The 12,932-nt window shown below is 69.2% G+C and carries 18 protein-coding genes, 1 tRNA gene and 1 other RNA gene; 6 read left to right on the forward strand and 14 right to left on the reverse strand.

Annotation, left to right across the window (positions count from 1 at the left end; all coding sequences use genetic code 11):
• Together ABD191_RS27900 and ABD191_RS27905 are read left to right on the forward strand one after the other, a co-directional pair.
• A partial coding sequence (locus tag ABD191_RS27900; RefSeq protein WP_486341500.1) for a beta-xylosidase family glycoside hydrolase occupies positions 1-722 on the forward strand: 722 nt, incomplete at its 5' end.
• A 346-nt stretch (positions 723-1,068) separates the two neighbouring features.
• On the forward strand, positions 1,069-1,416 hold the full coding sequence (locus ABD191_RS27905; RefSeq protein WP_344088613.1) for a hypothetical protein: 348 nt from the start codon (positions 1,069-1,071) through the stop codon (positions 1,414-1,416).
• Here ABD191_RS27905 and ABD191_RS27910 read toward each other — a convergent pair.
• On the reverse strand, positions 1,310-2,110 hold the full coding sequence (locus ABD191_RS27910; RefSeq protein WP_344088616.1) for an IS3 family transposase: 801 nt from the start codon (positions 2,108-2,110) through the stop codon (positions 1,310-1,312). The two genes, ABD191_RS27905 and ABD191_RS27910, sit on opposite strands and share 107 nt — an antisense overlap.
• Positions 2,004-2,393 (reverse strand): transposase, encoded by a 390-nt coding sequence (locus ABD191_RS27915; RefSeq protein ID WP_344088619.1) that lies wholly within the window; start codon positions 2,391-2,393, stop codon positions 2,004-2,006. The genes ABD191_RS27910 and ABD191_RS27915 overlap by 107 nt, the downstream gene beginning before the upstream one ends.
• A gap of 176 nt (positions 2,394-2,569) precedes the next feature.
• Between ABD191_RS27915 and ABD191_RS27920 the strand changes: the two genes are divergently transcribed.
• Both ABD191_RS27920 and ABD191_RS27925 read left to right on the forward strand, forming a co-directional pair.
• Entirely contained in the window at positions 2,570-3,499 is a 930-nt protein-coding gene (locus tag ABD191_RS27920) for a hypothetical protein (protein WP_344088622.1), read from the forward strand.
• A 140-nt stretch (positions 3,500-3,639) separates the two neighbouring features.
• On the forward strand, positions 3,640-4,335 hold the full coding sequence (locus tag ABD191_RS27925; RefSeq protein ID WP_344088625.1) for a Crp/Fnr family transcriptional regulator: 696 nt from the start codon (positions 3,640-3,642) through the stop codon (positions 4,333-4,335).
• A gap of 3 nt (positions 4,336-4,338) precedes the next feature.
• On the opposite strand, the gene ABD191_RS27930 is transcribed toward ABD191_RS27925, so the two are convergent.
• From ABD191_RS27930 to ABD191_RS27950, 5 genes are read right to left on the reverse strand one after another with little or no spacing between them, the layout of a single operon-like run.
• Positions 4,339-5,298, reverse strand: coding sequence for an ATP-binding protein (locus ABD191_RS27930; protein ID WP_344088628.1), 960 nt, complete (start codon positions 5,296-5,298; stop codon positions 4,339-4,341).
• Positions 5,299-5,319: 21 nt separating this feature from the next.
• Entirely contained in the window at positions 5,320-5,643 is a 324-nt protein-coding gene (locus tag ABD191_RS27935) for a hypothetical protein (RefSeq protein WP_344088631.1), read from the reverse strand.
• Positions 5,644-5,653: 10 nt separating this feature from the next.
• Positions 5,654-6,109, reverse strand: coding sequence for a hypothetical protein (locus ABD191_RS27940; RefSeq protein WP_344088634.1), 456 nt, complete (start codon positions 6,107-6,109; stop codon positions 5,654-5,656).
• A 20-nt stretch (positions 6,110-6,129) separates the two neighbouring features.
• Complete coding sequence (locus ABD191_RS27945; protein ID WP_344088637.1) at positions 6,130-6,609, reverse strand: hypothetical protein; 480 nt, start codon at positions 6,607-6,609, stop codon at positions 6,130-6,132.
• Between the two features lie 24 nt (positions 6,610-6,633).
• Positions 6,634-7,197 carry a hypothetical protein gene (locus ABD191_RS27950; protein WP_344088640.1) on the reverse strand — a complete coding sequence of 188 codons (564 nt, stop codon included), beginning with the start codon at positions 7,195-7,197 and terminating at the stop codon, positions 6,634-6,636.
• A 242-nt stretch (positions 7,198-7,439) separates the two neighbouring features.
• On the opposite strand from ABD191_RS27950, the gene ABD191_RS27955 reads away from it, so the two are divergent.
• The gene (locus ABD191_RS27955) at positions 7,440-7,967 is read left to right on the forward strand and encodes a hypothetical protein (protein ID WP_344088643.1); all 528 of its coding nucleotides are present in this window, start codon (positions 7,440-7,442) and stop codon (positions 7,965-7,967) included.
• Positions 7,968-8,207: 240 nt separating this feature from the next.
• On the opposite strand, the gene ABD191_RS27960 is transcribed toward ABD191_RS27955, so the two are convergent.
• Positions 8,208-8,280: transfer RNA gene (locus ABD191_RS27960), tRNA-Ala, on the reverse strand.
• A gap of 80 nt (positions 8,281-8,360) precedes the next feature.
• The gene (locus tag ABD191_RS27965) at positions 8,361-8,972 is read right to left on the reverse strand and encodes a YqgE/AlgH family protein (RefSeq protein ID WP_344088645.1); all 612 of its coding nucleotides are present in this window, start codon (positions 8,970-8,972) and stop codon (positions 8,361-8,363) included.
• 46 nt (positions 8,973-9,018) lie between these two features.
• On the opposite strand from ABD191_RS27965, the gene ABD191_RS27970 reads away from it, so the two are divergent.
• A complete protein-coding gene (locus ABD191_RS27970) occupies positions 9,019-9,810 on the forward strand; it encodes an S-methyl-5'-thioadenosine phosphorylase (protein ID WP_344088648.1) in 792 nt (263 codons plus the stop codon).
• A 6-nt stretch (positions 9,811-9,816) separates the two neighbouring features.
• On the opposite strand, the gene ABD191_RS27975 is transcribed toward ABD191_RS27970, so the two are convergent.
• The 5 genes from ABD191_RS27975 to ABD191_RS27995 form a co-directional block, all read right to left on the reverse strand.
• Positions 9,817-10,263 carry a hypothetical protein gene (locus ABD191_RS27975; RefSeq protein WP_344088651.1) on the reverse strand — a complete coding sequence of 149 codons (447 nt, stop codon included), beginning with the start codon at positions 10,261-10,263 and terminating at the stop codon, positions 9,817-9,819.
• Positions 10,264-10,472: 209 nt separating this feature from the next.
• Positions 10,473-10,848, reverse strand: a transfer-messenger RNA (tmRNA) gene (ssrA, locus tag ABD191_RS27980).
• Positions 10,849-10,907: 59 nt separating this feature from the next.
• A complete protein-coding gene (locus tag ABD191_RS27985; protein ID WP_344088654.1) occupies positions 10,908-11,324 on the reverse strand; it encodes an SRPBCC family protein in 417 nt (138 codons plus the stop codon).
• 75 nt (positions 11,325-11,399) lie between these two features.
• Entirely contained in the window at positions 11,400-11,876 is a 477-nt protein-coding gene (smpB, locus tag ABD191_RS27990; protein WP_344088657.1) for an SsrA-binding protein SmpB, read from the reverse strand.
• A gap of 74 nt (positions 11,877-11,950) precedes the next feature.
• On the reverse strand, positions 11,951-12,868 hold the full coding sequence (locus ABD191_RS27995) for a M23 family metallopeptidase (protein ID WP_344088660.1): 918 nt from the start codon (positions 12,866-12,868) through the stop codon (positions 11,951-11,953).
• Positions 12,869-12,932 lie beyond the last annotated feature (64 nt).

Here is a 12,932-nt window from a genome sequence, read left to right on the forward strand (position 1 = left end):
CGGCGCTCGCGCCGATCACCTGGTCGGGCGACTGGCCGGTCCTGCAGACCGTCAATGGCCGGTGGGGCGCCTCGTACCCGTACCCGAATGTTCCCCGGCCGCCGCGGCAGGTGAGGCCCCCCACGGGCACGGACACCTTCACCACGTTGGGTCCGGAGTGGGAATGGAACCACAACCCCGACACCACCAAGTTCAGCGTGGGCAACGGGCTACGGCTGTCGACCGCCACGGTCACCACCGACCTGTACGCCGCACGTAACACGCTGACCCACCGCATCCTCGGCCCGACATCGACGGCCACGATCGAACTGAACTACGGCTCCATGCAGAACGGTGACCGGGCAGGACTCGCCATGTTGCGGGACTCGTCGGCGTGGATCGGCGTCAAACGCGACAACAACGCCACCCGGGTCGTCATGCAGAACGGGCTGACGATGAACAGCAGCTGGGGCACAACCGGCACCGGCAGCGAATCGGCCAGCGCCAACATCTCCGGCGGACGGATCTGGCTGCGCGTGGCCGCCGACATCCGGCCCGGCAGCGGACGGCAGGCCCGCTTCTCCTACAGCACCGACGGCACCAACTTCACCCAGCTCGGCACCCTGACCCTCAACAACGCCTGGCAGTTCTTCATGGGCTACCGGTACGGCATCTTCAACTACGCCACCAGTTCCCTCGGCGGGTCGGTCACCGTCCCGCAGTTCACTATGTCAACGCCGTAGTTCCCGGTACGGACAGCCGGGGCGGCGCCGAGCGTGCCGCCCCGGCCGGGTGCCCGCCGTCGCGAGCGGTAGGAGCACCGAACTGCGGACGGCCCGTCGGACCGGCTGCTGATCGACGAGGCCGGCGCCTCCGGCGCCAGCCTCGTGGAGCGGGCGTCGACGATGTCACCATCACCCAATCCTGAACGCCGTTGAACCGTTCTGGTCGGGAGCGCGTGCTCCCGAGCAGAACGGTTAGTTGACATGGAAACTTTTTCGACGGAAACTATCCATCGATGTACGTCGATGGATTCGGGGAAAGGCCGGCTTCGGTCTTTCCCCGAACGCTGTCCCCGAAAGGACGCCCATGCGCTCATCCGCCAAGAGAATCGCCGCCGGCCTGACCGCCGTCGCCACCGCCACCCTGGCCCTGACGCTCCCCGCGTCACCGGCAGCCGCAGGCGAACCGTTCCAGAGCCCGGACACGGGCCTCGTCTTCTACTCCAGCTACCCGACCGAGATCGTCGGCCGGCAGGCCACCCCCGACGGCGTCTGCCGCCCGGTCCCCGCCGACGCCACCTGGATGCTCGCCTGGAGCGGCGGATTCCTCAGCGTCCCCGGCTACCTGACGCCCGACTGCAGCGGCCAAGCGCGCGAGCTGAACAACTTCCACAGCTGGCCGAAGGGCCAATACCTCTCCTACAAGGCCGGCTGACCAGCGCTTCCCGGTGGCCGTCCACGACGGCCACCGGGAAGCAGGAGCACGCGACCGCGGGCCGTCCGCACCGCGAGCAACGCCGAGGTGTACTGCCCGGATTCAACCGGTCGGAGTGGAAGATCGCCTGCGGGGCCCGGGTCAGCCGCTGCGCCGCCATGATGAACGCGTCGCAGACCAGCGACGCGTTCATGCGGTCGGCGATGGCGTAGCCGGCCACCATCTTGGTGTGGCAGTCGATGACGGTGGCGAGGTAGACGAAGCCCTGCCACGTTGGGATGTAGGTGATGTCGCCGACGAGCTTGACCCCGGGTGCGTGCGCGGTGAAGTCGCGGCCGACGAGGTCGGGTGTGGTGGGTGCGTCGGGGTCGGCAACGGTGGTCAGGCGCCACGGGCGCGGTTGGCAGGCGACGAGGTTGTGTTCGCGCATGATGTCGCGGACCAGTTCCGGGCCGCACTCGATGCCACGGCGGCGTAGCTCGTGCCACACCCTGCGGTAGCCGTAGGTCTCATCCGAGTCGGCGAACACCTCACGGACCCATTGCGCCAGAACAGTTCTACGTTCGACGGTCGCCGACGCGGGCCGGTTATGCCATTCGTAGTAGCCGGCCCGCGACACGGCCACCCAGGCGCACATCTTCACGACCGGGTAGTGGGCCCTCTCGCCGTCGATGCACTCGTACTTGCTGCTCACCGGTACTCCTGGGCGAAGAAGGCCGCCGCTTTCCCAGAAACTCGTTGCGCATCCGAAGTTCCCGGACCTCCTCCAGATCGCGTAGCCGGGCCCGTTCACTCACAGTCAGCGGCGCCTCGTCGACCGGGTGCTCACGCCGGTAGGCGTTGACCCAGTTGCCCAGGGTGCCCTCGTTGATGCCCAACTCCCGGGCGACCTGCGCGACCGGACGCGACGTCTCGATCACCATCTTCACCGCCTCGTCGCGGTAGGCCGGGGTGAAGGTCTTCTTCGCTCGTGCCATCTGATTCCTCCGAAAGATCAACGACCCGATTTGAGGGTCGCTGTCCGAAATCTTCAGGGCACTTCACAACGGTGGGCAGCGACCATCGGCTCTTCGCACTAAGTGGACAGCCGGGTCGTTCGACCATGGCATCGGACGAGTGCATCGTCGTCCCAATCCTGTGCTCTACTCCACGGATGTCAGCTACGGAACGCGTGCGGCGACTCGGCGGTACCGGTCCCGTCCAGGTGACCGTTCGCCAGGGCAGGCGCGACCCGGGGCAGGTGGCGCGCATCTTCGGCGGTACGCAGTGGTGGCTGCACCCGGACGGGCGGTTGCTCGTGGTGCCCCTCCCAGGGCTGGCGCGCGACGACCTGTTCCCGCTGCCCGGGGAATACTGGGCGGAGGGTGTCGGGCTGTCGTTCGCCGCGATGGGTCGGGTGCCGTCGGTCGCCGTCGGGATCTCCGGACAGCTGGTGCCGGATGCCGACGGCTGGGCTCTGGCCATGACGTACGAGACGCGTGCGAACACCCCCGCCGGGGCCAGCGTCGTGGAGGTCGCTCAGCGGCTCACCGAGCTGTCCGGGCTGGAGGGCCGCGGCGAGACCGGGCTGCCGACCACGTACCGCGCGCTCCTGCGCGGCACCGTGGGCGGCGTGAGTTTCGCCGATGTGCCCGCCGAGATCGACCTGCTGCCGGCGGCCGGCGCCGACCCGGTCGAAATCAACATCGCCGGCGGCGAGGAGAACCGCGTCGGCGACCTCACCTGGCTCGCCAGCAGCGAGGTCGCCGCGCCGGGCGGCGGGCGCTACGCCATCGCGTACACCGGCCAGGAGCTGACCGCCCAGCTGGACGCTCCGGCCGGGTCGATGACGATCACGTGGACGGCGGAGCCGAAGCCGCCACCTGGCCGGGACTGGCTCACCGTGCCGATGCCCGTCGCAGCCGTGGCCGCGCGGTTGCGCCTGAGATTCGACGGAAGCGGGGTGCACGGCACAGTGACCGGCGCCGGGCCGCTCATGGGCACCCAAGTTACCTATTCGGCCACTGTGGATGGCCATCGGGTGGACAACCGTCTGCCTGATGCGGATCGGGCGTTCGACCGGTTGTGGCGTCCGAGCACCTGACGGTGCATACCCGAGCAGGCAGCAATACGGGCTGTTATCCGTGCGGTAACGAATGGTCAGCTCATCCGGGGCATCCTCACCCGTCATATCGTCGCGCCAGGGTGATGGATGTCCACTTCACTGAGCGACAGGTGACACGCATGCGGGACACGCCCGACTGGCCCAAAGCCACCTTCCTTCACGAACTACCGGACGAGGCGCGAGCCGATCTGCTCCGCCGCGGCACCCTGCGCGCGTACGGGCCCGGCGAGGTCCTGACCCGCGAAGGCGGCCCCGAGCGGGTCGTCTACATACTTCTTGGTGGGTACGTGAAGGTGCTCGGCAACACCCGCGAGGGTCGGGTGAACCTGCTCGCCATCCGCGGGGCCGGCGACCCGATCGGCGAGATCGCGGCGATGGACGACGGCCCCCGTACAGCCACGGTGGCGGTGGTGACCGAGGCCCGCGCGCGCGTCCTCGACCAGGCCACGTTCCGGGCGTTCCTCGCGGAACACCCGGGCGCCGAAACCGTTCTTCAGCAGTGCGTCCTCACCAAATTGCGGCAGGCTACCGCGCTGCGGATCACCCTGGGCGGCGCGTCCGTGGACCTGCGGGTGATCCGCATCCTGAGCTACTTCGCCGTCACGTACGGCCGCCCGAGCCCGGCCGGCACCGCCATCGACGTGCCGCTGACCCAACTCGACATCGCCGATTTCATCGGTGCCGGCGAGCCCAGCGTGCACCGGGCGCTGGTGCGCCTGCGGCAGCTGAAGCTCGTCGGCACGTCGTACCGGCGCATCGACGTCCTCGACCTGGACGGACTTGTCCGCCTGGCCGAGGACCTTGACGCGGCCTGACGGTCAGTCCTCCGGGACGCTGTCGACCTCGTCGACCGAGACGACCCGCGGACCCGGCGCGGGCTTGCCGACCTCGGCCTTGGCCAGCCGGATCGACTCGATCTCGTGTCGCACGTCTGCCATCGTGAGGTGCCGGTCCGGCTGCGGCCGGGAGATCGCCTCCGCGCCGGCCGCCTTGATCGCGTTGACGATGTCCCCGCCGGCGAGCCCTTCCGACGCGGCGGCCAGCTCCCGCGTGCTGAACGAAGCCTCCCGGGGCATCTCGTCCGGGATCAGTTGCGCCCACAGGCGTTCGCGCGTCGCCAGGTCGGGCAGCTCGAACTTGACGTGGACGAGGATTCGGCGCACGAACGCGGCATCGTAGTTGCGGGGGAAGTTCGTGGTGAACACCACGAGGCCGTCGAACGCGTCCAGTTGCGACAGCATGACGGCGCGCGAGACGTTGACGCTGTGGTCTGAGCTCTGCGTCACGTTCGACAGCCGGCTGCCGAGGATCGAGTCCGCCTCGTTGAAGACGAGGACCGCGTTGGCGGCCCTGGCCTGCTCGAAGCAGCGCACGATGTTCTTCGGCGTGTCGCCCACGTACCGCGACTCGATTTCGGCGTAGTTGACGTCGATGAAGGGTCGCGCGACCTGCGCGGCCAGTGCCTCCGCCGCGAGCGACTTGCCCGTACCGGGCATTCCGTAGAAGTTGACCGCCGTTCCGGCCCGGTACGGGTCGATCTTCTTGAGGTTCCACGTGTGATAGAGCGCTTCGTGATGGGTCAGCTGCTTGAGCGCGATGTCGATGCGGTGCATGACCACGCTGGACACGATCAGGTCGTCGAGCGTCCGTAGCGGCTTGCGGGCGATGAACTGCGGCGTGTTCTCGGGCTGTTCCTTAGCGGCTGCCGCGGGCGCCGGGTTCGACGGCCGACGGTCCGGCGCCTCGCCGGTTCTGGGTGCCTGGGGCCAGTTGGGCATGGTCGTTGTCTCCGGCTCGGTCTAGTCGAGAAGGTGGAGGACGTCGCGTTCAGCGTTGCCGGTGCGTTCCAGTTCGGCGCGCAGTTGCGGGTCGTCGATGTCGTCGAGGCTGAGCTGTTCCTCGGAGATCTTCTGCACCCCGTACGCCCGGGTGCGTACGCGCAGAATCCGCCGTACGTGCCCGGCCATCCGGTCCAGCCGCACCACCGCCTCGGCGAGCGCGCTCTTGGTCAGGTTGTTCTCGCGCAACCAGGCCTGCAGCTTGTTGACGATGGTGGGCCAGAACGCGACCACGGCGCCCGCCCCGACAGCGGCCGCGATGGCCGCGACTACCAACCAGATCATCCGGATCGCCTCAGCCGGCCTGGTCGGTGGCCGGTGCGGCCCGCCAGGTCTGCGACACCGTGGTGCGGCCGCGGATGAGGTCCGCACGCACCAACTCCGGAACCAGGTCCCACGGCAGCATCATCTCGGCCCGCGACTGGGTACGGTCGTCGCTGTACGCGACCGTCACCGTCACCGGCACGGACCCGCCGGACTTCGCCGCCCCGTCGAAGTCGACCTCGACGGGCCCGACCAGCTTGTCCAGCGCCTGCCGCAGTTCCTGGTCGCCGCCGCCCAGCGCGGCCCGGCGCAGCACGGTGAGCGGCTGGCCGAGGCGGGTCGACCAGTCCTCCCCGTACGCATCGAGCACGACCTTGCCCAGCTGGTACGTGTTCCTGGAGCCGGGGGACGGGCGCTTGCGGTGACGCCGCAGGACGAGGATGCCGCCCACGACGATGACGGTGGTGACCAAAGCGCAGGTCAGCACAGTTTCTCCCTTTCGCATGACTAGGCACTCTCGAGGAGCCGGTCGCGGGCGGCGGTCACGTCGAGCGACCCCTCCGAGAGGTCGTCGTGGATCAGCTGTGCCCGAATGTCGGGCGGCAGGTCGTCGTAGTCCAGCTGCTGTTGCGTGACGACCTTGACGACCGGTTTCTCGGCGTTCTGCCGGTTGGCCAGCCAGGAGGTGATCTCGACGGCCCAGCCGTGGTTGAACAGCTGCACGAACTCGGCGGTCTCCTTGAGCAGGACGTTGCGCAGCCGCCGCCACGCGCTGCGGACAGCCTGGCGTACCTCGACGACGACGTTGTCGAGGGTCTGGAACGCCTGACGGATCACCCCGGCGAATTCGGGCAAGTGCTCGTCGGCCCAGGGTAGGAGGCTGTCCCGCGCCCAGCCCATGATCTTCGGCCAGTAGGCGACGACGACGCCGACGAGGGCGGCGGCCACGAGGCCCGCCACGATGTACGCGATAAGAGGAACAACCATGTGGAGTACTCCCAGGTTCGCTTCTCAGGCGGGACGTGGATAGAGCTGGTACGCGAGCTTGCGCTCGTCGGTCCTGATGACGTGCGCCCGCACGTCGTCAGGCAGGTCCTCCCACTCGAAGCTGTGCTCGATGCGGCGGGCCATGGGCTGGTTCTCCACCCGGTAGAGCAGCTCGATGACGCGCCGGGCCGCCCCGCCGCGTGGCGCCAGGTAGGTCACCTTGATCTGCAGGACCGTCTGGCGGAGGCTGTCGATGTGCGCCTGCGGCGGCGGCGGGAGCTTGTGGACGAGGCGCTGCGCCGTCGGATCCTCGCACAGCGTCACCAGGGCGAGGTAGATCTCCTCGACGGGGCCTTTGGTGATGTCGGCCAGCTGTTCGGACAGGGCGTCGTAGACGAGGGCGACCTCGGCGAGGTCGCGGGACGCGAGGTCGGCCGCGACGCCGTCCAGCAGGCCGGCGAGCAACCGCAGGCCGAAGGTCGCCGCCCGGTCACGCAGCCTTGCGTCCGTCAGATCCCGGGCAGCCGCGGCGCTGTCCAGGTAGGAGGCCGATGTCTCCAGCGGCCGTCCGAGGAACGAGTGTGACATTGTGCCCACCCTCCGTGGCGAATGGTGTACGCGCACGGGCCAGTCTCGGGTGGGCGGCGGGCCGACATCCGGTCAGTTGAGGCAATGTGGCGCGATGGCGCCTGAGCCAGCGCATCGCCGCCGATTTGGCACCACCTATGTCCGCGACCAGTGCGATGGACCCGCTCCCGCGGCCCAGAACCGCCTGACGAACCACGCACTGGCCAACCCGCTCGGTAGACCTCCTCAGCTTCACGGAACGCATGTTCGTAAAGACCATGTTCCGCGATCGGATGGCGGACCTGAACGGATCGGCGTTTGAGGATTTCTTCGTCCGTATCATGACTGCCCGGTACGCCGACTTCGTCGAGGTCCGGACGCACGGGAACATTGGTGATCTTTCGTCGGACGGCTTGCGCCTTCACGACGGAAAGTTGTATGCCTGCTACGCCCCGGAAACCTTCGACGCGGACAGTGCCCGCGACGTCAAGAAGAAGTTCACCGGCGACCTGGCTGGCGCCTTGGCCAAGCGTGCGGGCGAGTTCCAGACGTTCGTATTCGCCTACAACGATCCTCGGCGCGGACTGCACCCCGAGATCACCCAACTGCTGGCGCAAGCGCGACGGGATCACGCCCCGTCAGCGTTCGAGCCTCTGGGACCGCGTCAGCTACTTGGTGAGGTCTTTCGGCTCGTGAGGTACCAGATCGAGGAGGTCTTCAGCGCTCCCATCCCCGTGGAGGACGTCGTCTACGGTGTGGGCCTAGCTTTATTTTTAACCTGTTCGGCGTGATCTCATGGCGCGCATCGTGGCCGGCCGCCGTTAGCGGGAGCGCTTCGGAAGATCGAGCAATAGACCAATCGCGTCTCGGCGCGCATTGAATGCGCGCTCGCAAACTGACCCAACTGCTCACGGACCCTCTCCCCGGTGCTCACACGCGGCGGCGACGGAGATGAGGCTAACGCATCAATGTGAGCAGGGGCGTGATCACAAGATCATCGCCCCTGGCCGATATTGCCTGTTCAAGACGGGTGGAGCCGAGGGGACTCGAACCCCTGACCCCCACACTGCCAGTGTGGTGCGCTACCAGCTGCGCCACGGCCCCCCAGCGCCCGACAACGCTCTCGGGCACTCGCGCAATGGTACACACCCCGGCGCCCTGGTTCACACCGGGTATCCCTCGTGTCAGTTCAGCGCCGGGTCGGACGGGTAGTGGGCCACGGCCGCGATCAGGCCGCCCTGGCGCCTCAGGACCATCTGCCACAGGTTGTCCGGGCGGGGGTCGAAGGCGTCGCCGGGGAGGGAGGCGAAGGTGAGCCACGAGCCCGTGGCGATCTCCTCCTCCAGTTGCCCGCTGGCCCAGCCCGCGTAGCCCGCGAACACGCGTACCTCTTGAAGATCTTCTTTGAAGCTCTCCGGGTCGCCGGAGAGGTCGACGGTGCCGATGAGACCGTCGACGCGGCTGAAGCCGCTGCGGCCGGCGGCCAGCCCGGGGCGGGCGCGAGCGAGGCAGATGGCGGCCTCGGGTTGCACGGGGCCGCCCTCGAAGACGACGGCGGGCTCGCTGGCCAGCGCCTGCCAGCCGGTGAGGACCTCGCCGACGGGGACCTCGGTGGCCCGGTTGAGGACCACACCGAGGGCACCGTTGGCCTCATGGGCCACAAGCAGCACGACCGTACGTTCGAAGTTCGGGTCGCGGAGGTTCGGCGTCGCCACGAGCAGCTGCCCGACCAGCGACTTCATCGCCTGCCCCTTCGTCAACTCCGGTTCGCGCGCGGTGCCAGGATCCGGGTGCATGTCTCGCACCATAGCTTGCGTTGTGCCCCACGGTTAGAGTCTCCGCGTGGGTGCACTCGCGGATCTCGCCGTCATTGGCGGCTCGGGACTCTACAAGTTGCTTGACGGAGCCACCGAACACGTCGTTGAGACGCCGTACGGGCCGCCGTCCGACCCGGTGACGGTAGCCGACGTGGGTGGGCGGCGGGTCGCCTTCCTGCCGCGGCACGGGCGCGACCATCGCTTCCCTCCGCACAAAATCCCGTACCGGGCAAACCTGTGGGCGCTGCGCTCGATCGGGGTCCGCCAGATCATCGCGCCGTGCGCGGTGGGTGGCCTGCGGCCGGAGCTGGGGCCGGGCACGTTCGTGGTGCCGGACCAGCTGATCGACCGGACGGGGCGGGAGCAGACGTTCTACGACACCGGCGCGGTGCATGTGAACTTCGCCGACCCGTACTGCCCGGTGGGGCGGCAGACCGTCCTGCGTACGGCCGCCGCCGCAGGCATCGCGGCCGTGCCGGAGGGCGTGATGGTGGTGGTGCCGGGTCCGCGGTTCTCCACCAGGGCGGAGTCCCGGGCGTACACCGCGATGGGCGGCACGATCATCAACATGACCGGGCATCCGGAGGCGATTCTGGCCCGGGAGCTGGCGCTCTGCTACACGTCCGTGGCGCTCGTCACGGACCTGGACGCGGGTGTGGACGGCGATCACGGGGTCACCCAGGAAGAGGTGTTCCGGGTGTTCGGCGAGAACACGGAGCGCCTGCGCGACCTGCTGTTGACCGCCCTGCCGCTGCTGCCGGCGGAGCCGGACTGCCCGTGCGGGCGGGCGCTGGACGGCATCGACCTGCCGGCCTGACGGCGACTACTCCCCACCGATGTCGACCGCGTAGGCGGTGTACACCACGTCGGCGACGTGCTGGCGGTGCTTGGTGAGGCCGCTGAGCATGTCCTGCGCGCCACGCCGCAGCGTTTCCGCGTCGGCGCTCGCCTCGGCGGCCTGCCGGGCGAGGTTGGCCATCGCGCGGTCGAGGGCGCCGTGCTCGGCGACCAGGCCGTCGACCTCGTGGGCGAGCCGGGGCGCCTCGCTGACGACCTGGGCGTAGAGCCCGTCCGCGCCTTCGGTGGCCGCCCGGTATTCGGCGAACGCCTCCCGGAGCGGGTCGAGCCGCCCGCTGAGGTGCTTACGCCAGCCGGAGTCGGGGGCGGGCGTGCGGAGCACCTGGGTGAAGGCCTGGATCGACTCGCTGAGCCCTACCCCGCCGGTGGCGGCGTACCAGGGCCGGGACAGTCCGGCGGGCTGGACCTGCATGGGCGCACCTCCTCTAGGTCCGACCAGGTGGCCGGCGCCGGGTGCGCAGGGAGCCACTGCGGTTGCGCACGCGGGACGGCCCGTGGCTGCTCGTGGTGTGCTCCTCACCGATGGTGAACTCGTCCGCGCCGCGTGTCCACCCCTGGCGGCTGTGAATCCTCTGAACATGCGGAGAAGGGCCGCGACGTCAGTCGCGGGCCTTCTCCGTCCAGTGGAGGTGCCGGGAATCGAACCCGGGTCCTCCGGCGTCTCAACAGGGCTTCTCCGAGCGCAGCTCACTGTGCCTTTCTCAGCCCCACCAATCACGTGAGCGAGTTGGTGTGACGGGCTCAGTCGCGATTAATCTCGCCGCATCAGCCCCGCGACGGGGCCGAATTGGCCAGCCTACTTAGATGATGCCGAGATCCGGACCGTAGGCACGTCCGGTTCGACACAGCCGTTACTCGCCTCAGGCGGCGAGAACGAGCTGGGAGCGCTTAACAGAGTTGGCGCTTGTGTTTTTCCGACATCGATTAACGAGACGGCGTCGGCTTCCTCGGCTCGCTTCACCTGCATCCACGTCCGCAGTCGAAACCTGTCACCCCCTGGTGTGTCGCACGACCTCCGTGCGACCCGATCTACAGTAACGCGTCCCGGCGACAGTTTCATCCCGGTATCCGGCCGGCCAGCACCTCCGGCAGGCGGCCGGCGAACGCCTCCCGCAGCGCCCGGCAGAGCTGGTGGCGGCGGGCCTGCCCGCCCGCGCCGAGATACCCGGTGACGAGGACCTCGACGACCGTGCCGCCCGGCACCGGGTGCAGCCGCCACGAGACACCGAGGTGCAGGTCCGGAGCGGTCCAGATCATCTCCAGGGCGCGGCCGGGCCGCACCCGTACGACGTCGGCGTGCAGCAGCCCGTCCAGGCCGGGCAGCCCGACCGGACGCAGCCGGAAGCGGTGCCCCGGCCGGGCTACGACGTCGTTCTCCATGAGCCACCGGGCGACCTGGGCGGAGTCCGTGAGGCCACGCCACACCCGCTCCTCGGGGTGGGCGTAGAAGAAATCAAGGATGATCTCCGCCACACCACTGAATCTAGGGTTACGGCCCGCGGAGGTCGGTCCACGCGACCGCCGTTCACTCTCGGGGGCTAACCAGCGTCAGGCGCGGCCCTTGAGGCGGCGGCCCAGCTCCCGGGAGATCTCCCGGTTGGCGTCCCGCTTGGCGATGTCCTGGCGCTTGTCGTAGGACTTCTTGCCGCGCGCCAGGCCGATCTCGACCTTGGCCCAGCCGTCCTTGAAGTACATGGACAGCGGCACCATCGTCAGGCCGCTCTCCCGGGTCTTGGTGAGCAGCTTGACGATCTCGACGTGCTTGAGCAGCAGCTTGCGGGTGCGGCGCGGCTCGTGGTTGGTCCAGGTGCCCTGCGCGTACTCCGGGATGTGCAGCCCGTACAGGTAGATTTCGCCGTCCTTTTCCTGGGCGAACGCGTCGACCAGGGAGGCGCGCCCCGCGCGCAGCGACTTGACCTCGGTGCCCATGAGCGCGATGCCCGCCTCGTACGTGTCGAGGATGGCGTAGTCGTGGCGCGCCTTCTTGTTGGACGCGATCAGCTTGCGTCCCTGCTCCCTCGGCACGGCCCTCACCTCCTCGCTCACGGCCAGCCGGAAATGCTACCTGAGCAACGGGTCGGGGTCGCCTCAGATTCCCCTCAGCAGAGGCAGGCGGGCAGGTACCCCACCGGGTTGACGGGCGCGCCGTCCACCCGGACCTCGAAGTGCAGGTGGTTGCCTGTCGAGGCGCCGGTCGTGCCGACGCGTCCGATCACCTGCCCCCGGCTGACCCACTCCCCGACGCCGACGAGGATCTTGGATTGGTGCGCGTAGCAGGTCGCGAGGCTGCGCCCCTTGTGGGTCCCGTGGAAGACGCAGGTGTAGTTGCCGTACCCGCCGTTCCAGCCCGCCCGCAGGACCCGACCGCTGGCGGCCGCGCGGATCGGCTCGCCGCCCCCGGCCGCGATGTCGATGCCCGCGTGCAGTTGCCACACGTGGTAGTACGGGTCGAAGCGCATGCCGAAGTCGCTGGACTTCCACCCGCGCACCGGCATCGGCAGCCGGCCGCCGGGCAGCAGGACGGGCGGGCCGTGACCCATGCCCCGGATGTGCGCCGCGATGCGCGCGCTCTCCGCGCGCAGCTCCCGGTAGCGCGCCAGGATCGCCGAGCGCTCCCGCCGGGCCGAACGCCAGGCCCGCTGCCGCCGCTGGGACAGCTTCGTGAGCTCGATCGCGGCGGTGCGCGCCTCGACCGCCGTGCGGCGGGCATCGGCCAGCGCGTCCGCTGCGGCCTGCCGGGCCCGCGCGGCGGCCTCGGCCCGCCCGACCGCCACGGCCTCCTTCTCCTTGGCCATCAGCCGGGCGGCGGTCGCCGCGTCCAGCGCCTCGCGCTGTCGCTGCGACACCTGGTCCAGGTAGCCCAACGCCATCACGAAGTCGGCCGGCTTGATGCCGCCCAGCAGCGCGTTGGCCCGCTCGACCTCGCGCCCCCGGTAGGCGTCGCGGGCGAACGCCCCGATCCGCTCCCGCGCCGCGTCCACCACGGCGCGGGCCTGGTCCAACGCGCGCTCGGCCACCGCGCGCGCGGAAGTCGGATCGTAGCCATGTCGTTCTGTGAGCCAAGGAGTTGGTCATGGAGCT

The organism is Luedemannella helvata, assembly GCF_039528415.1.
GTDB lineage: Bacteria > Actinomycetota > Actinomycetes > Mycobacteriales > Micromonosporaceae > Luedemannella > Luedemannella helvata.

Coding starts and splice junctions, on each gene's coding strand:
- ABD191_RS27905 (WP_344088613.1), top strand. CDS start 1,069: ATGCGCTCATCCGCCAAGAGAATCGCCGCCGGCCTGACCGCCGTCGCC.
- ABD191_RS27915 (WP_344088619.1), bottom strand. CDS start 2,393: ATGGCACGAGCGAAGAAGACCTTCACCCCGGCCTACCGCGACGAGGCG.
- ABD191_RS27920 (WP_344088622.1), top strand. CDS start 2,570: ATGTCAGCTACGGAACGCGTGCGGCGACTCGGCGGTACCGGTCCCGTC.
- ABD191_RS27925 (WP_344088625.1), top strand. CDS start 3,640: ATGCGGGACACGCCCGACTGGCCCAAAGCCACCTTCCTTCACGAACTA.
- ABD191_RS27930 (WP_344088628.1), bottom strand. CDS start 5,298: ATGCCCAACTGGCCCCAGGCACCCAGAACCGGCGAGGCGCCGGACCGT.
- ABD191_RS27935 (WP_344088631.1), bottom strand. CDS start 5,643: ATGATCTGGTTGGTAGTCGCGGCCATCGCGGCCGCTGTCGGGGCGGGC.
- ABD191_RS27945 (WP_344088637.1), bottom strand. CDS start 6,609: ATGGTTGTTCCTCTTATCGCGTACATCGTGGCGGGCCTCGTGGCCGCC.
- ABD191_RS27950 (WP_344088640.1), bottom strand. CDS start 7,197: ATGTCACACTCGTTCCTCGGACGGCCGCTGGAGACATCGGCCTCCTAC.
- ABD191_RS27955 (WP_344088643.1), top strand. CDS start 7,440: ATGTTCGTAAAGACCATGTTCCGCGATCGGATGGCGGACCTGAACGGA.
- ABD191_RS27965 (WP_344088645.1), bottom strand. CDS start 8,972: ATGCACCCGGATCCTGGCACCGCGCGCGAACCGGAGTTGACGAAGGGG.
- ABD191_RS27975 (WP_344088651.1), bottom strand. CDS start 10,263: ATGCAGGTCCAGCCCGCCGGACTGTCCCGGCCCTGGTACGCCGCCACC.